Source organism: Bradyrhizobium sp. C9 (genome assembly GCF_002532045.1).
GTDB lineage: Bacteria > Pseudomonadota > Alphaproteobacteria > Rhizobiales > Xanthobacteraceae > Bradyrhizobium.
In genome coordinates this window covers 61,795-77,902 of the sequence record NZ_NWTG01000011.1, presented here as the reverse complement: position 1 = coordinate 77,902, position 16,108 = coordinate 61,795, and the positions used below count along the sequence as shown (strand labels likewise).

Sequence of the window (16,108 nt, the reverse complement as noted above, 5' to 3'; positions counted from 1 at the left end):
AACCGGGGGACGGTTTTTTGGCTTTGCCGCGTTGACCGGGGGGTACGGGACCTTTAGGTTCCGCGCCAGCCAACCGAAACCCATAAAATCAAAGCGAAAGAGGATCGATGAAGGTTCTTGTGCCGGTAAAGCGGGTCGTCGACTACAACGTCAAGGTCCGCGTCAAGAGTGACGGGACGGGCGTGGAGCTCGCCAACGTCAAGATGTCGATGAACCCGTTCGACGAAATCGCCGTCGAGGAAGCGCTGCGGCTGAAGGAAGCCGGCAAGGCGACCGAAGTGGTGGTGGTGTCGATCGGACCGGCGCAGGCTTCCGAGACGATTCGCACCGGGCTTGCGATGGGTGCCGACCGCGGCATCCTGGTCAAGGCCGAAGGCAATGTCGAACCGCTCGCGGTCGCCAAGATCCTCAAGGCGGTGGTTGAGGCGGAGCAGCCCGGCCTCGTCATTCTCGGCAAGCAGGCGATCGACGACGACAGCAATCAGACCGGCCAGATGCTGGCCGCGCTGCTCGGCTGGTCGCAGGCGACCTTCGCCTCCAAGCTCGAGGTCGATGGTTCTGACTTCAAGGTCACGCGCGAAGTCGACGGCGGCCTGCAGACCATCAAGCTGAAGGGCCCGGCGATCGTCACCACCGACCTGCGCCTCAACGAGCCGCGCTATGCGTCGCTGCCCAACATCATGAAGGCGAAGAAGAAGCCGATCGACGACAAGAGCGTCGCCGACTACGGCGTCGACGTGACGCCGCGTCTGGAAGTGCTGAAGACCGCGGAACCGGCAGGCCGCAAGGCAGGCGTCAAGGTCAAGGACGTCGCCGAACTCGTGAACAAGCTCAAGACCGAAGGCGGGGTTCTCTGATGACGACGCTGTTGATTGCCGAACACGACCACGAGACCCTGAAGGACTCGACCAACAAGGCGCTGACCGCGGCTTCCCAGCTCGGCGGCGACGTCCATGTGCTGGTCGCCGGTGGCGGCCAGGGCACCAAGGCGGCAGCCGAAGCGGCCGCCAAGCTTGCCGGCGTTGCGAAGGTGCTGGTGGCCGAAGGTCCCGCCTATGAGCACGACCTTGCCGAGCCGCTGGCCGCGCTGATCGTCGCGCTGGCGCCGAATTATGACGCCTTCGTCGCGCCCGCGACCTCGCGCTTCAAGAACGTGATGCCGCGCGTCGCCGCGCTGCTCGACGTCATGCAGGTCTCCGAGATCATCAAGGTCGTCGCGCCCGACACCTATGAGCGGCCGATCTATGCCGGCAACGCGATCCAGACCGTGAAGTCGAAGGATGCCAAGAAGGTCATCACGGTCCGCACCTCGACCTTCGCCGCAGCCGGTGAAGGCGGCAGCGCCGCGATCGAGAACGCCGCAGCCGCCGCCGATCCGGGCCTGTCGACGTTCGTCGGCGAGGAAGTCGCCAAGAGCGACCGTCCGGAACTGACCTCGGCCAAGATCATCGTCTCGGGCGGCCGCGCCATGCAGAGCCGCGAGAACTTCGCCAAATACATCGAGCCGCTCGCCGACAAGCTCGGCGCCGGCGTCGGCGCCTCGCGCGCCGCGGTCGATGCCGGCTATGCCCCGAACGACTGGCAGGTCGGCCAGACCGGCAAGGTAGTGGCCCCGGAACTCTATGTCGCGGTCGGCATCTCCGGCGCGATCCAGCATCTGGCCGGCATGAAGGACTCCAAGGTGATCGTCGCCATCAACAAGGATGAGGACGCGCCGATCTTCCAGGTCGCCGATTACGGCCTGGTCGCCGACCTCTACCAGGCGGTTCCGGAGCTGACCGAAGCACTCGGCAAGCTCGGAAAGTAAGCGACAAGACACCGGCCGGGTGGCTAAGCTCCGGCCGGTGTTGTTATTTTCGAGGCAATGATCCGGAAACGTTTTTCCGGAAGGATCATGCCCGACAGGGGAAATGGGATCGGGATGTGATTGCCTGCAATCACATCATGGTCCCGGGAAACGTTTTCCGGCGGATTGGGCAACCGGAAGGCTTCACTTCGGGTATCGTTGGAATTGGGCAGGCGCGACATGCGCGCCGTTCCGGTGGATGACAAGATGACGGTGGCAATCAAAAAGGTCGGCGTGATCGGTTCGGGCCAGATGGGCAATGGCATTGCCCATGTGGCGGCGCTGGCCGGTTTCGACGTGGTGCTCAATGACGTCTCCGCGGACCGGCTGAAGTCGGCGCTGGCGACCATCAATGGCAATCTGACCCGCCAGGTCGCCAAGAAGGCGATCAGCGAGGGTGAGCGCAAGCAGGCGCTCGACCGCATCGCCTCCGCCGAGACCATCGATGCGCTGGCCGATTGCGATCTCGTGATCGAGACCGCGGTCGAGAAGGAAGAGACCAAGCGCAAGATCTTCCACGACGTCTGTGCGGTGCTGAAGCCGGAAGCGATCGTCGCGACCAACTCGTCGTCGATCTCGATCACACGGCTCGCGGCCTCGACGGACCGCCCGGAGAAATTCATCGGCATTCATTTCATGAATCCGGTGCCGGCGATGGAACTGGTCGAGCTGATCCGCGGCATCGCCACCGACGACACGACTTTCGACACCGCCAAGGCGTTCGTCGCCAAGCTCGGCAAGCAGGTCGCGGTGTCGGAAGATTTCCCCGCCTTCATCGTCAACCGCATTCTGCTGCCGATGATCAACGAGGCGATCTACACGCTGTATGAGGGCGTCGGTAACGTCGAGGCGATCGATGCCGCGATGAAGCTCGGCGCGCACCATCCGATGGGCCCGCTCGAGCTCGCCGACTTCATCGGCCTCGACACCTGCCTGTCGATCATGCAGGTGCTGCACGAGGGGCTGGCCGATTCCAAGTACCGGCCGTGCCCGCTGCTGGTGAAATACGTCGAGGCCGGTTGGCTCGGACGCAAATCCCAGCGCGGCTTCTACGACTATCGCGGCGACAAGCCGGTCCCGACGCGGTAATCCACGCGCTCTCGTTTCAGGTCAGTGCCCGCAACAGCGCCAGCGTCGCGGGCACAAGACCTGCAATCATCGCCACACCCGTTCCAAGTCCGAGCAGATGCGCTGCCAGCGCGAGACGCTGGCTTTGCCCGCGCGCCGTCATTGCAGCGCCTCGCAGGCGCGCTGCAGCCGCCTGCCGGCCGCCTCGATGATCAATGACGGGTTGGCGAAGCTGATCCGGATATAGGGTGACAGCCCGAGATCTTCGCCGGGAAACACCACCAGATCTGCTTGCTCGAGCAGGTAGGCCGCAAAATTGCGGTCGGTCGCAATCGGCTTGCCGCCGGGCGGGCGCTTGCCGATCACGCCGGCGCAACTGACCAGCAGATAGAACGTGCCTTCCGGCGGCGCGCAGGAAAGCCCGCTGCATCCGTTCACGAGCTCGGCAAAGCGGTCACGCCTCGCGCGAAGGATGGCGGCGCGCTCGGCCAGCAGGTCCTGCGCGCCATCGAGGGCGGCGACCGCGGCGGCCTGGCTGATCGACGAGGCGCCGGACGTGGTCTGCGACTGGATTGTGATCATCGCGCGGATCAGCGCCGATGGTCCGGCGGCGTAGCCGATGCGCCATCCCATCATGGCGTAGCTCTTGGCGAGACCGCTGACGGTCAGCGTCCGCGGCCTCAGGCGCGGCTCGATCTGTGCAAGCGTCGGCGCAGGTCGGCCGTTGAACACGATGTGCTCGTAGAGCCCGTCGGCAAGCACCCAGATGTCGGGATGCTGCAACAGGACCGCGGCGATCCCAGCCAGATCCTCCGCGGAATAAACCGCACCGGAGGGATTGACCGGGTTGTTGATCACGATCCAGCGCGTTCGCGCCGAGATCGCCGCCTGCAAATCCTCCGCGCGCAGCTTGAAGCCGTTGTTCTGCGCGCACGGCACCACCACCGGCGTCGCGCCCGCCAGCCGCACCTGATCGAGATAGGGCGCCCAATACGGCGCGGGGATGATCACCTCGTCCTCAGGCGCCAGTGTCGCCAGCAGTGCATTGAACAGCGCTTGCGTCGAGCCGTTGGTGATGACGATCTCGTCGAGCCGGTAGTCGAGACGATGGTCGCGCAGCAGCGCGGCCTGCACCGCACGCTTCAGTTCCGGCGTGCCGTCGACATCGGTGTAGCGGGTTTCGCCGCGCAAGGCAGCGTCATGCGCTGCCGCGATCACATGGTCAGGTGTCGGGAAGTCGAGATTGCCCGAGGACAGCTCGATGATGTCGCGCCCGGCGGCGCGCAATTCGCGGGCGCGACGGCGCAGCACCGATGCGGGCGAAGCCTTGATGCCGCTCATGCGCGGCGAGAGGATCGGTGTCGCGGTCATCGGACGTACTGCGCCTCACCGTTGCCGAACGACCAGTTTTCCGGAAGCACCTCGACGAGGTTGATGAAGATGTCTTCAGTGCGCAGGCCCGGACTCTCCGTCAGCAAGTCGGTGATGCGTCGATAAAGCTTCTGCTTCTGGGCCATCGGGCGGGTGTTGCTGACAGTGATCTGGATGATGACCAGATCGTCGCTGCGCCTGAGGCCGAGATAGTCCGCGCCATAGGCGAAATCGTCGTCATCATGCTCGGAGATCGTCATGAAGCGATCGCCGTCCGGCACATCGAAGGTCTCGCGCATGGCGCGATAGAGGCTCCCGAGAATGGCCTTGCGGTAGGCGGCGGGCTTGCCCCGTCGCAGCGAGACGCGGGTCAGCGGCATGATGCTTGTCTCCTGGTGGCAATCGTTGACTGCGCCGATCCTAGGAGTTCGTTGATCATTTAAAAACGGTATGGTAGTGTATTTCAATGATTTCATTTTTAAATGTATGGTCATGAAGGCGCTCGATGTCGAGGCGGTGCAGGCCTTTGTCCTGGTGGCCGACCTCAGCAGCTTCACGCGCGCGGCGCAGGTCATGGAGACCACGCAGTCCGCGATCAGCCTGAAGATCAGGCGGCTGGAAGACGGGCTCGGCCGGCGGCTGCTGGAGCGAACACCGCGGCTGGTCCGGTTGTCGGCTGAAGGGGCCGCCTTCCTCGGCGCTGCGCGCAACCTGGTGGCCGCGCATCAATCGGCGATGGGATCTTTCGTCGTCGAGCATCGGCGGTTGGTCGTGGGCATCAGCCACCACATCGTCGGATCGGAACTGGCCTCGCTGTTGAAGCGGATGAACACGACCGATCCCGGACTGGTGATTCAGTTGCATGTCGATACGTCACGTTCGGTGCTCAGCGCATTCGATGACGGAAGGCTCGATGCGGCGATCGTGCTGCGCCACGATGCCAAGCGCCGCGATGGCGACGTGCTGTTCGAAGAACCATTCGGTTGGATGGCCGCGCCTGATTTTCACCATCGGCCCGGCGAGCCGCTGCGCCTCGCGACGCAAGCCGAGCCTTGCAGCGTGCGCGCCATGGCGGTCGAGACTCTCGACGCCGCCGGCATCGCCTGGACCGAAGCGTTCGTCGGTGGCGGGCTTTCGACGATCGGTGCCGCGATTTCAGCAGGGCTCGCCGTCGCCGCGCTGGCGCGCCGGGTGGCGCCGGCCGACACCGTCGACCTCGGGTCAAAGCTCGGCCTGCCGCCATTGCCGTCGCGCGACGTCATGCTTCACTCGAAGCTGTCGGACGCCCGGACCCGGCAGGCGCTGCGCACTCTTGGTGCGGCTTTCGCCGCGAACGCGGCCTGATCGCGCACGCATTGTCCGCTCCTCAGTCTGTCAGGCGACAGCCGGCGCGCTTGAGCATGTCGCGGATGATCAGCGGCGTTGCCGGCGTCTCGGTCGCAGCGGTGGCCGCCGCGCTCGCGATCGCATCACGCGCCTGCTGCGCGTCGAGCGTCAGCCGCCGCGCGCAGGGCGGCAGGCCGCGTGCGGCATCGAGCAGCCAGCCGGCGGTTTCGCCGGTCCCGGCCAGATAGGCCGTCAGCGTCTGGCGCGCGGTCGGATTGGTCGCGGCCTGGTCCAGCATGGCCCTGACCTGCGCGACCGAGATTTGTCCACGCGACGTCGAGGGCTGCGCCTGCGCCGCTGTCGTCAAGAGAACGACGGTGCAGATGGCGTGAAGGGGACGAACGAGCATAACTTCATTTCCTTGGTATGTTGACTTGCAGATATTAATTATCGTAAAACAATAATATCAGATCAGCAATCCCGAGGTTGAGCTATGTCCGCGTCCCTCTCGTCAGAGCTTTCCCCATCCGCGCGGCCGGCGCGTCTCGAACGCATCCGCGCGGTCAGCCGCGTGCTCGCCTATGCCTGCACCGGCATTTCGTTCGTGCTCGCAGTCGGTTTGCTGGCCTATTGGCTGGCGAGCCCGGATGAGGCGATCCTGCGCGATGCAGGGCTGACCGGCATTGCGTTCCATCCGATCGGTTGGCTTGTTCGCCTGATGGCTCTGCTGGTCTCGGCGTTACCGCTCGCCTGTCTGATCTGGGGCTTGTCGCGCGTGCGCCGCGCTTTCACCTCGTTCGCGCAGGGCCACTTCTTCACGGCTGCAAACGTCGCGGGGTTACGTGACCTTGCGATTGCGATGCTGGTCTCGACCCTGCTGAAGCCGGTGATCGGTGCGCTGCTCTCGATCCTGCTGAGCTGGCAAACCTACGCGCAGGGCAAGTCCATCGTCATCGCGCTCGGCTCCGACACGCTGCTGGCGTTGCTGTTCGCGGGTCTGGTTGCGGTGACGGCCTGGGTGATGGCCGAAGCCAATGCGATCGCTGACGAACACGCGCAATTCGTCTGAGGCGTTTGCGATGCCGATCCGGGTCCGGCTCAACGTGATGCTCGCCGAGCGCAACGTGAAATCGAAGGAGCTCGCCGAATATGTCGGGATCACCGAGGCCAATCTCTCCCTGCTCAAGCAGGGCAAGGTGAAGGGCGTCAGGTTCGACACGCTGGAACGGATCTGCACCTATCTGAAGTGCCAGCCCGGCGACTTGCTGCGCCATGAGGACGACGATGCGTCAGCCTGACGCGGCCGGCGATTCCCGGGCGGGATTGCGCAAGCCCTCAGCGCGGCGAACGGGGCCTGAGTGGTAAGATGTCATCGATCTGCGTCGCTGATTTAGGTGCACTAGGGGACATCAGACTTCGCAAGGAGTGCAGTATGCTCGTTATTGAACTCGATGCCACGGGCTGGCAGTCATTCCAAGATTTTAACAAAGCGCTGAAGGCGGCTCTTGGTTCGTGCGACGGCCATGGCAACAGCATAGATGCTTGGATCGATTCAATAATCTACGGTGGCATGAACGAAGTTGAAGCGCCTTACGTTGTCTGGATCACCGGAACCGCGGGGTGTGACGTAACGCTCAAAGAGGAGCTAGTGACGTTCTCTGAGGCGATCAGCCAGGCGCGGGCATGGAAGCTGAAGCACCACGGGATCGACGTAGACGTGAGCTTTCGTATTCGAGACGGTTCAAGACCTTCAGATTGAGTCGTCGCCGAGTGGGTGCGTGCCCCGAAAACGATGCGTCAGCCTGACGCGGCCATCCGTTACCCAAACATTAACTTTCGCGCGCTACGCCAAGGCAAGTTTGGGAGTGCCGCGTATGGACATGATGAGCATGGTGTCGAGCATCCTGTCGATGCAGCAGGGCAACCTGCAGGGTGAGATCGCGACCCGCGTCACCAAGCAGAACCTCGATGCGGAAAAGTTCGCGGTTCAGACCCTGCTCGGCACGCCGTCGACCGCCAATCTCGGTCCCGGCGTCGGCGGCAACCTCAACGCCGTCGCCTGATCAGAACCCGGCCGCGGCCGGGGCCAGCGCCGCCTTCACCAGCTTGATCGCGTCGTCGCTCGCCCATTCGGCGGGACCGGCAATATTGGCGATTTCGCAGCCCTTGCCGTCGACCAGCACCGAGGTCGGCATGCCCAGCGCCTTGCCTATGTTCTTAAGATCCTGAAAGACCTTGGCTTTCTGGTCGCTGAAATAGCCGAGATTGGTCAGATTGGCCTCTTTGAGGAAGTTCTTCGGCTTGTCGGGGTCGCGGGTGTCGATGTTGATCGCGACCACCTCGAAATCCTTGCCGCCGAGCTTGGTCTGCAGGCTGTCGAGCGCCGGCATTTCCTTGCGGCAGGGCACGCACCAGGTCGCCCACAGATTGACCAGCACGGTCTTGCCGCGCCAGTCCGAGAGTTTCTTCGGCTGGCCGTTGGCGTCCTCGAAGGTCAGGTCGGGCAGCCTCAAGGGCGTGGTTGCCATGGTCAGCGCCGCGACCTCGCCATGGGCGAGCGGGGCGATCTTCTTCGCCAGATCCACCGCGCTGTTGCAGGCGACGTCGCCGCCGGCGGGATGCCTGAGCCCGGAGACGCCGACATAGCCGATCACGGCCCCGGCCAGCACGGCGCCGATCACCAGCGGGATGCGCCATTTGGCCGTCGGCCTAGCACTCGACTTGGCGGTCGGTTCGGATGGGGTCGTCTCGGGCATATCGTTTGTCATCCTGGGTCAGATATGGCTATGCAGTGCCGGGAATACGTCCGGAACCGCCATGCTGTTTCGCCACCACGGCCAAAGAAACAGCACGGCCTGAAATACAAATTCGTGAGCGAGATGTCATGAGCAACAAGATGTGGGGCGGCCGGTTCTCGGAGCGTCCCGACGCCATCATGGAGGAAATCAACGTCTCCATCGACGTCGACCGTCACCTTTACGCCCAGGACATTGCCGCGTCCAAGGCCCACGCCGCGATGCTCGCTGCGCAAGGCATCATCACCTCAGCTGATGCGAAAAATATCGGCAAAGGTCTAGACACGATTTTGTCAGAAATCGGCAAGGGCGATTTCGATTTCAAGCGCGCGCTCGAGGACATCCATATGAATGTCGAGTCGCGGCTGTCCGAATTGATCGGGCCCGCGGCGGGCCGGCTGCATACCGCGCGCTCGCGCAACGACCAGGTCGCGACCGATTTCCGGCTCTATGTCCGCGACACCATCGACGAGACAAATGCGGCGCTGGCCGCGTTCCAGCAGGCGCTGGTCGCCCGCGCGCTGGAGCATGCCGGAACCGTGATGCCGGGCTTCACCCATCTGCAGACCGCGCAGCCCGTGACCTTCGGTCATCACCTCCTGGCCTATGTCGAGATGGCCGGCCGCGACCGCGGGCGCTTTGTCGATGCGCGCAAGCGGCTGAACGAATCGCCGCTCGGCGCCGCCGCGCTCGCCGGCACCTCGTTTCCGATCGATCGCACGGCGACCGCCAAGGCGCTCGGCTTCGACCGGCCGATGGCCAATTCGCTCGATGCGGTGTCCGACCGCGATTTCGTGCTGGAAACGCTGTCGGCGGCCGCGATCTGCGCGGTGCACATGTCGCGCTTCGCCGAGGAGATCGTGATCTGGACCTCGCCGCTGGTCGGTCTCGTCAAGCTCAGCGACAAGTTCACGACCGGCTCGTCGATCATGCCGCAGAAGCGCAATCCGGACGCCGCCGAACTGGTGCGCGCCAAGACCGGCCGCGTGATCGGTGCGCTCACGGCGCTCCTGATCGTGATGAAGGGCCTGCCGCTCGCCTACCAAAAGGACATGCAGGAGGACAAGCAGGGTGCGATGGAGGCGTTCGAGGCGCTGTCGCTCGCGATCCGCGCCATGACCGGCATGGTCGAGGACCTCGTGCCGGACGAAGCGAGGATGAAGGTCGCAGCCGGCGAGGGCTATGCCACCGCCACAGACCTGGCCGACTGGCTGGTGCGCACCCTGAAAATGCCGTTCCGCGACGCCCACCACGTGACCGGGCGCATCGTCGGCCTGGCCTCGGCGCAGGGCGTGGCGCTGCATGAGCTGCCGCTCAAGGCCATGCAGGAAGTCGAGCCGAAGATTACGGCAGAGGCGCTGAAGGTGCTGAGCGTCGAATCCTCGGTCAAGAGCCGCACCTCGTTTGGCGGTACGGCGCCGAAGAATGTGATGGCGCAGGCCAAAGCCTGGGCCAAGCGGCTGGAAAAAGAGCGAAAATTGGGCTGATCCGGAAAATTTGGCCGTGATTTCTCAGGCCTCCGCCTCTCGCCAGAGCACGCCAATGTTTGTATGGTGCCGCCCAAATTGGGGAATTCGTCGTGATTAGCAAGAACCGCCTGACCCCCTCGGGATGGGCCATCATTGTGCTGGGCGCTGCAACGCTTGCGCTCGGCGGCTGCGGCCGCAAGGGACCGCTCGACCTGCCGCCGACCGCGAACGCCGCACCGGCCGCAGCACCGGGCGACACCGAGCGAGAGCGGGCGGCACAGCCCAGCGTGTTCAATCCGACCTATGGCTCGGATGCCGCGCCGGCAGCGTCGAAAGGCAATAAACGGTCTTTCGTTCTCGATCCCTTGCTCGGCAATTAGCATCTAAAAGCGTGTCATGAACCATTTCGACTATCGCAACGGCGTGCTGCATGCCGAGGCGGTCAATCTCATTGGACTGGCGGAAGCCGTCGGCACGCCGTTCTATTGCTACTCGACCGCGACGCTGGAGCGGCACTACCGCGTCTTCACCGAGGCCTTTGCCGGCGAGAAGGCGCTGATCTGCTACGCGATGAAGGCCAACTCCAACCAGTCCGTGCTGCGCACGCTGGCCAAGCTCGGCGCCGGCGCCGACGTGGTGTCCGGCGGCGAGTTGAAGCGGGCGCTCGCGGCCGGCATCCCGCCGTCGAAGATCCTGTTCTCCGGCGTCGGCAAGACCGAAGGCGAACTGCGTGCCGCGCTCGCCGCCGACATCCTGTGCATCAATATCGAGTCCGAGCCTGAGCTCGAGATGCTGTCGCGCCTTGCGGTCGAGATGAAGACGACCGCGCGCATCTCGGTGCGGGTCAATCCCGACGTCGATGCCGGCACCCACGCCAAGATCTCGACCGGCAAGTCGGAGAACAAGTTCGGCATTCCGATCGCGCGCGCTCGCGAAGTCTATGCCCGCGCGGCGAAGCTGCCGGGCATCAAGGTCACCGGCACCGACGTGCATATCGGCAGCCAGATCACCGATCTCGGTCCGCTGGAGGCCGCGTTCCGGCTGCTCGCCGAATTCGTGCAGACGCTGCGCGCCGATGGCCACGACATCTCGCATGTCGATTTCGGCGGCGGCCTCGGCATTCCCTACTACATGGACCGCGCCGCGCCGCCGGCGCCGGCCGCCTATGCTGCAATGGTCAAGCGCGTCACGCACAATCTCGGCTGCACGCTGATGTTCGAGCCGGGCCGCCTGATCGTCGGCAATGCCGGCATCCTCGTCACCCGCGTGATCCATGTGAAGCCGGGCGATGCCAAGAACTTCGTGATCATCGACGCTGCGATGAACGACCTGATCCGTCCGACGCTGTATGAGGCGCATCATGACATCTTAGCCGTGCGCCAGCCTGTGCCTGATACACCGACCATGGTCGCCGACGTGGTCGGCCCGGTCTGCGAGACCGGCGACTATCTCGCGCTCGACCGTTCGCTGCCGCAGCCGAAGGCCGGCGATCTCCTGGCGATCATGACCGCTGGCGCCTATGGCGCGGTGCAGGCCGGCACCTACAACACCCGGCCGCTGGTGCCGGAAGTGCTGGTCAAGGACGACCAGTACGCCGTGGTCCGCCCGCGCATCGACGTCGACGCGCTGATCGCGATGGACAAGCCCGCGCCGTGGCTGTGAGGCGCTGAGCGCGCCGCATCAATGGTGCCGTCCTGGCGAAGGCCAGGACCCATAACCACCGCTCGTAGTCGTTGCAGTTGGCTGGGGCCCCAGCTCAGCCAAGCCAAGCCACGAACCCCTGTGGTTATGGATCCCGGGTCGCGCTTCGCTTGCCCGGGACGACAGCGTTTATTTCGGCGAGAGCTTACTTCGCGGCGTGACTGCCTTTCCCGCCACCGCCGACGATGACGCCCGCGGCCTTCTCGATCGGCTTGATCGCCGCGGTGAAGTCCGACTCCGGTCCCTCGTCGCGGATGATGACTTCCCAGAGCCGGCCGACCGCTTCGGCAACTTCCATCGACAGCCCGAGCGAGCGCATCTCCTCGACGGCGAGGCGCACGTCCTTCACCATCAGGCCGGTGGCGAAGCCGAAGTCGAAACTGCGCGGCAGCACCGAACGCGGAAACTTGTCGCGGCTCGCGGTGTTCAGCCCCGAGCCCGCGTTGATGACGTCGATCATCACGGCGGGATCGAGCCCGGACTTCACGCCCATCACGACAGCTTCCGAGGTTGCGACCATCGCGGTCGCCGACAGGAAGTTGTTGGCGAGCTTCATGGTCTGGCCGGAGCCCGGCTTGGTGCCGATGAAGAAGACCTTGCCGATGACGTCGAGCGCGCTTTTCACCAACTCGAAATCGGCGCGCGGGCCCGACACCATCACCGCCAGCGTGCCCTTCTCGGCGCCGGAGACGCCGCCGGAGACCGGGCTGTCGATCTGCACGATGTTCTTCTTCGCCAGCAAATCGTGGATCTTCACCGCCATCTGCGAGCCGACGGTGGAGAGATCAATGAAGCGCTTGACGCGCGAGCCCTCGATCACGCCGCCGGCGCCGGTCGCGACCTCGAGCGAGGCCTGCAGCGAGGGCAGGCTCGCCATCACGGTCTCGACGCGGTCGGCGATGTCCTTGGGCGATGTCGCAGCCACGGCGCCGAGCGCAACCAGCTTGTCGAGCGCGGCCTTGCTTGTGTCGAACACGGTGAGCTTGTGGCCGGCCTCGATCAGCCGGCGCGCCATCGGGAAGCCCATCTTCCCAAGGCCGATGAATCCGATTTCCATGGTGTTGTTTTTCTCCCTGGTCGCAGTGTGGGCGATGCCGCGTGCCCACATTCAGTGTCGTCCTGGCGAAGGCCAGGACCCATAACCACCGCTCTTGATTGTTGTGCGAAGCTGGGGCTCCAGCATCTCCAGCCACGAAGGCCTGTGGTTATGGGTCCCTGCTTTCGCAGGGACGACGGTTAGAGGCGCCTCACGCCTTGTTGTCGAGCTCGGCGAACACCTCGCGCGCGATGCGGAAGCTGTCGACGCCGGCCGGGATGCCGGCATAGATCGAGACCTGCATGAAGATCTCGCGGATCTCGTCGCGCGACACGCCGTTGGTCAGCGCGCCCTTGATGTGCGCCTTCAGTTCGTGCGGGCGGTTCAGGATCGAGATCATGGCGAGGTTGAGCATGCTGCGGGTCTTGCGCGGCAATTCCTCGCGGCCCCAGACCGCGCCCCAGCAATATTCCGTGACCAGTTCCTGGAACGGCTTGTTGAAGCTGTCCGAGTTCTTCAGCGCATTGTTGACATAGGCCTCGCCGAGCACCGCCTTGCGGATTTCGAGCCCCTTGTCGTGCGTCTTCTGGTCCATGTCGTTTCCTCATGCGTTAAGGCTTAGGCGTCAAGATTTGGGTTCGGCCGGGACGTTACGGGGTCGAACCGCCGCAGTCACGCCTTCGTGTTATGCGTATTTCCCGGTGTGGGTTACGTCCCGGAACGGGTGCCTCAAAGCCGCCGCTGTGCTAGGGTGACCTGCCGGCTGCCCCGGAGATTTTATTGAGCGGAGCCAACATCGACCCGTCCGACACCCCGTCACGCGCTGCCCACGACAGCGATGCGGACGCGCGGCTGAAGTTGACGCAGCTGAAGCTGACCGAGGCTCTGCAGCGGGCGAAATTCGCGATTGCGTGGGAACGGGCGTGGCCACATCTGGCGCGATTCCTGACGGTCGCCGGTCTGTTCCTGGTCGCCTCCTGGGCCGGACTGTGGCTGGTGCTGCCGTTTGCCGCACGCGTAGCCGGCGCCGGCCTGTTCGGCATAGCTGCGCTCGCGGCGCTGTTGCCATTGCTGCGCTTCCGCTGGCCGAGCCGCGAGGAGGGCCTGAGCCGGCTCGACCGCGGCGCCGGCGTCCGCCATCGCCCGGCGACCACGCTCTCCGACACCCTCACCAACAAGGACCCGTTCGCACTGGCGCTGTGGCAGGCGCAGCGCGAGCGTACGCTGGCCTCGATCAAGCGGATCCGCGCCGGGCTGCCGCGGCCGCGGGTCTCGCTGCACGATCCCTGGGCGCTGCGCGCGCTGGTCATCGTGATGCTGGCCGCGACCTACGTCGCCGCCGGCGACGAGCGCGGTTTGCGCGTCGCCTCGGCGTTCGACTGGAACGGCATCATGGCGCCGGCCAATGTCCGGGTCGATGCCTGGGTGACGCCGCCGAACTACACCGGCAAGCCGCCGATCATCCTGTCCAACGCCAACAAGGACGCCAACGCGGCCGACACCAGCCCGCTCGCGGTTCCGGCCGGCAGCACGCTGCTGGTGCGCTCCAGCGGCGGCACCATCGACGTCGTGGTCGGTGGCGGCGTCGCCGAGGTCGCGCCGGAGGGGCAGGCGCCCAAGGGCACCAATGAGCGGCATTTCAAGATCACCGGCGACGGCACCGCGCATGTCCGCGCCCCGGCCGGCCAGCCGCAGTGGAAGTTCACCGCGACGCCGGACCGCCCGCCGTCGATTGCGCTCGCCAAGGATCCGGAGCGGCAGGCGCGTGGCGCCTTGCAGATGTCCTACAGGCTCGAGGACGACTACGGCGTCACCGAAGCCCACGCGCAGTTCGCGGCGCGGCCGGCCGATGCGCCGAAAGATGCCGACGGCAAGGCGGCGCAGCCGCGGCCATTGTTCGAGCCGCCGCAATTTCCGCTGGTGCTGCCGAATGCGCGCACCCGCAACGGCGTCGGCCAGACCGTCAAGGACCTCAGCGAGGATCCTTACGCCGGCGCCGACGTGACCCTGACGCTGACCGCCAAGGACGAGGCCGGCAATGAGGGCAAGAGCGAGCCGTTCAACATGCGGCTACCCGAGCGGCTGTTCACCAAGCCGCTGGCGCGCGCGCTGATCGAGCAGCGCCGCATCCTGGCGCTCGATGCCAACCAGAACGGCCAGGTCTACGCTGCGCTCGACGCGCTGATGATCGCGCCCGAAATGTTCATGCCGGAGACCGGCTATTATCTCGGCCTCCACACCGTGAGCCGCCAGCTCGAGGCGGCGCGCACCGACGACCAGCTGCGCGAGGTCGTCGCCAGCCTGTGGGCGCTCGCCGTCACCATCGAGGACGGCAACATCACCGACGTCGACAAGGCGCTGCGCGCGGCGCAGGACGCGCTCAAGCAGGCGCTTGAGCGCGGCGCGAGCGACGAGGAGATCAAGAAGCTCACCGACAATCTGCGCGCGGCGCTGGACAATTTCCTGCGCCAGATGGTCGAGCAGTTCCGCAACAATCCGCAGCAGCTTGCGCGCCCGCTCGATCCCAACGCCAAGGTCCTGAGCCAGCAGGATCTCAAGAACATGCTCGACCGCATGGAGCGGCTGTCGCGCTCCGGCGACAAGGATGCGGCGCGGCAGTTGCTGGAACAGATGCAGCAGATGCTGGAAAACCTGCAGATGGCGCAGCCCAATCAGGGCGACGACGACATGCAGCAGTCGCTCAACGAGCTCGGCGACATGATCCGCAAGCAGCAGCAGTTGCGCGACAAGACCTTCAAGCAGGGCCAGGATTCCCGCCGCGACCGCATGCGCGGCAAGCAGGGCGACCAGTCGATGGGCGACCTGCAGCAGGATCAGCAGGCGCTGCGCGACCGCCTGAAGAAGCTGCAGGAAGAGCTCGCCAAGCGCGGGATGGGTCCGGAGCAGCGCGGCCAGAAGGGCCAGAAGGGGCAAGGCCAGAAGGGTGATCAGGCCCAGCAGGGCGACCAGGGCGGCGATCAGGGTGATGACGACGGCGACGGGCTCGACCAGGCCGATTCCGCGATGGGCGATGCCTCGGGGCGACTTGGCGAGGGCAATGCCGACGGTGCGGTGGATTCGCAAGGCCGCGCGCTGGATGCGCTGCGCAAGGGCGCCCAGAGCCTCGCCGACGCGATGCAGCAGGGCGACGGCGACCAGCCGGGCGACGGCCCCGGCAACCGCGCCGGCCGCCAGCAGAGCGGCGGCAACCAGACCGATCCGCTCGGCCGGCCGTTGCACGGCCGCGAGTTCGGTGACGACTACACGGTCAAGATCCCCGGCGAGATCGACGTCCAGCGCGTCCGCCGCATCCTCGAAGAACTGCGCCGTCGCCTCGCCGATCCGTCACGGCCGCAGATCGAGCTCGACTACATCGAGCGGCTGCTGAAGGATTACTGACCTAACCGCACATTCCACTGACGTCGCCCGGCTCGACCGGGCGATCCAGTATTCCAGAGACGCCAGCGATCGAATCGAGAGGCCGCGGCGTACTGGA

20 protein-coding genes are annotated in these 16,108 nt (G+C 65.2%); 12 read left to right on the top strand and 8 right to left on the bottom strand.

The features are described 5' to 3' along the window. The first annotated feature begins 107 nt into the window (after positions 1 to 107). Together CO675_RS21995 and CO675_RS21990 are read left to right on the top strand one after the other, a co-directional pair. Positions 108 to 857 (top strand): electron transfer flavoprotein subunit beta/FixA family protein, encoded by a 750-nt coding sequence (locus tag CO675_RS21995; protein ID WP_097673955.1) that lies wholly within the window; start codon positions 108 to 110, stop codon positions 855 to 857. Next, positions 857 to 1,807, top strand: a complete 951-nt coding sequence (locus CO675_RS21990; RefSeq protein WP_097673954.1) for an electron transfer flavoprotein subunit alpha/FixB family protein — start codon at positions 857 to 859, stop codon at positions 1,805 to 1,807. The genes CO675_RS21995 and CO675_RS21990 overlap by 1 nt, the downstream gene beginning before the upstream one ends. Positions 1,808 to 1,830: 23 nt before the next feature. On the opposite strand, the gene CO675_RS40045 is transcribed toward CO675_RS21990, so the two are convergent. After that, positions 1,831 to 2,028, bottom strand: coding sequence for a hypothetical protein (locus CO675_RS40045; protein WP_143279063.1), 198 nt, complete (start codon positions 2,026 to 2,028; stop codon positions 1,831 to 1,833). 25 nt (positions 2,029 to 2,053) lie between these two features. On the opposite strand from CO675_RS40045, the gene CO675_RS21985 reads away from it, so the two are divergent. Continuing rightward, on the top strand, positions 2,054 to 2,935 hold the full coding sequence (locus tag CO675_RS21985; protein ID WP_097674094.1) for a 3-hydroxybutyryl-CoA dehydrogenase: 882 nt from the start codon (positions 2,054 to 2,056) through the stop codon (positions 2,933 to 2,935). A 16-nt stretch (positions 2,936 to 2,951) separates the two neighbouring features. Here the strand turns inward: CO675_RS21985 and CO675_RS41780 are convergent, their stop codons facing one another. From CO675_RS41780 to CO675_RS21975, 3 genes are read right to left on the bottom strand one after another with little or no spacing between them, the layout of a single operon-like run. After that, entirely contained in the window at positions 2,952 to 3,077 is a 126-nt protein-coding gene (locus CO675_RS41780) for a hypothetical protein (protein WP_283808116.1), read from the bottom strand. Further along, positions 3,074 to 4,285, bottom strand: a complete 1,212-nt coding sequence (locus tag CO675_RS21980; protein WP_245452852.1) for a pyridoxal phosphate-dependent aminotransferase — start codon at positions 4,283 to 4,285, stop codon at positions 3,074 to 3,076. Before CO675_RS21980 ends, CO675_RS41780 begins: the two co-directional genes overlap by 4 nt. Then, entirely contained in the window at positions 4,282 to 4,665 is a 384-nt protein-coding gene (locus CO675_RS21975) for a tautomerase family protein (RefSeq protein WP_097673953.1), read from the bottom strand. The genes CO675_RS21980 and CO675_RS21975 overlap by 4 nt, the downstream gene beginning before the upstream one ends. Positions 4,666 to 4,771: 106 nt before the next feature. Between CO675_RS21975 and CO675_RS21970 the strand changes: the two genes are divergently transcribed. After that, positions 4,772 to 5,629, top strand: a complete 858-nt coding sequence (locus CO675_RS21970; protein WP_097673952.1) for a LysR substrate-binding domain-containing protein — start codon at positions 4,772 to 4,774, stop codon at positions 5,627 to 5,629. 22 nt (positions 5,630 to 5,651) lie between these two features. Here CO675_RS21970 and CO675_RS21965 read toward each other — a convergent pair whose 3' ends face one another. Continuing rightward, positions 5,652 to 6,020: a chlorophyllide reductase gene (locus CO675_RS21965; protein WP_143279062.1), complete on the bottom strand. Its 369-nt coding sequence runs from the start codon at positions 6,018 to 6,020 to the stop codon at positions 5,652 to 5,654. A gap of 84 nt (positions 6,021 to 6,104) precedes the next feature. Between CO675_RS21965 and CO675_RS21960 the strand changes: the two genes are divergently transcribed. The 4 genes from CO675_RS21960 (at position 6,105) to CO675_RS21945 (ending at position 7,674) form a co-directional block, all read left to right on the top strand. Further along, a complete protein-coding gene (locus tag CO675_RS21960; protein ID WP_097673950.1) occupies positions 6,105 to 6,680 on the top strand; it encodes a DUF2975 domain-containing protein in 576 nt (191 codons plus the stop codon). Between the two features lie 10 nt (positions 6,681 to 6,690). Then, complete coding sequence (locus CO675_RS21955) at positions 6,691 to 6,909, top strand: helix-turn-helix domain-containing protein (RefSeq protein WP_021079458.1); 219 nt, start codon at positions 6,691 to 6,693, stop codon at positions 6,907 to 6,909. 134 nt (positions 6,910 to 7,043) lie between these two features. Next, positions 7,044 to 7,370: a barstar family protein gene (locus tag CO675_RS21950; protein WP_097673949.1), complete on the top strand. Its 327-nt coding sequence runs from the start codon at positions 7,044 to 7,046 to the stop codon at positions 7,368 to 7,370. Positions 7,371 to 7,485: 115 nt separating this feature from the next. Beyond that, positions 7,486 to 7,674: a putative motility protein gene (locus CO675_RS21945; protein ID WP_097673948.1), complete on the top strand. Its 189-nt coding sequence runs from the start codon at positions 7,486 to 7,488 to the stop codon at positions 7,672 to 7,674. Here the strand turns inward: CO675_RS21945 and tlpA are convergent, their stop codons facing one another. Further along, on the bottom strand, positions 7,675 to 8,379 hold the full coding sequence (gene tlpA / locus CO675_RS21940; RefSeq protein ID WP_198964699.1) for a thiol:disulfide interchange protein TlpA: 705 nt from the start codon (positions 8,377 to 8,379) through the stop codon (positions 7,675 to 7,677). A 116-nt stretch (positions 8,380 to 8,495) separates the two neighbouring features. Here tlpA and argH point away from each other — a divergent pair, with 116 nt between their 5' ends. The 3 genes from argH (at position 8,496) to lysA (ending at position 11,537) form a co-directional block, all read left to right on the top strand. After that, positions 8,496 to 9,893, top strand: coding sequence for an argininosuccinate lyase (argH, locus tag CO675_RS21935; protein ID WP_097673946.1), 1,398 nt, complete (start codon positions 8,496 to 8,498; stop codon positions 9,891 to 9,893). Between the two features lie 92 nt (positions 9,894 to 9,985). After that, positions 9,986 to 10,255 carry an LPS translocon maturation chaperone LptM gene (gene lptM, locus CO675_RS21930; protein WP_097674092.1) on the top strand — a complete coding sequence of 90 codons (270 nt, stop codon included), beginning with the start codon at positions 9,986 to 9,988 and terminating at the stop codon, positions 10,253 to 10,255. Between the two features lie 16 nt (positions 10,256 to 10,271). Further along, positions 10,272 to 11,537, top strand: a complete 1,266-nt coding sequence (gene lysA / locus CO675_RS21925) for a diaminopimelate decarboxylase (protein ID WP_097673945.1) — start codon at positions 10,272 to 10,274, stop codon at positions 11,535 to 11,537. 184 nt (positions 11,538 to 11,721) lie between these two features. Here lysA and CO675_RS21920 read toward each other — a convergent pair whose 3' ends face one another. Beyond that, positions 11,722 to 12,633 carry an NAD(P)-dependent oxidoreductase gene (locus tag CO675_RS21920; RefSeq protein WP_097673944.1) on the bottom strand — a complete coding sequence of 304 codons (912 nt, stop codon included), beginning with the start codon at positions 12,631 to 12,633 and terminating at the stop codon, positions 11,722 to 11,724. A 190-nt stretch (positions 12,634 to 12,823) separates the two neighbouring features. Next, entirely contained in the window at positions 12,824 to 13,207 is a 384-nt protein-coding gene (locus tag CO675_RS21915; protein WP_018268955.1) for a carboxymuconolactone decarboxylase family protein, read from the bottom strand. Between the two features lie 185 nt (positions 13,208 to 13,392). Here CO675_RS21915 and CO675_RS21910 point away from each other — a divergent pair, with 185 nt between their 5' ends. Then, positions 13,393 to 16,011, top strand: a complete 2,619-nt coding sequence (locus CO675_RS21910; protein ID WP_198964698.1) for a TIGR02302 family protein — start codon at positions 13,393 to 13,395, stop codon at positions 16,009 to 16,011. The last annotated feature ends 97 nt before the right edge of the window (positions 16,012 to 16,108 follow it).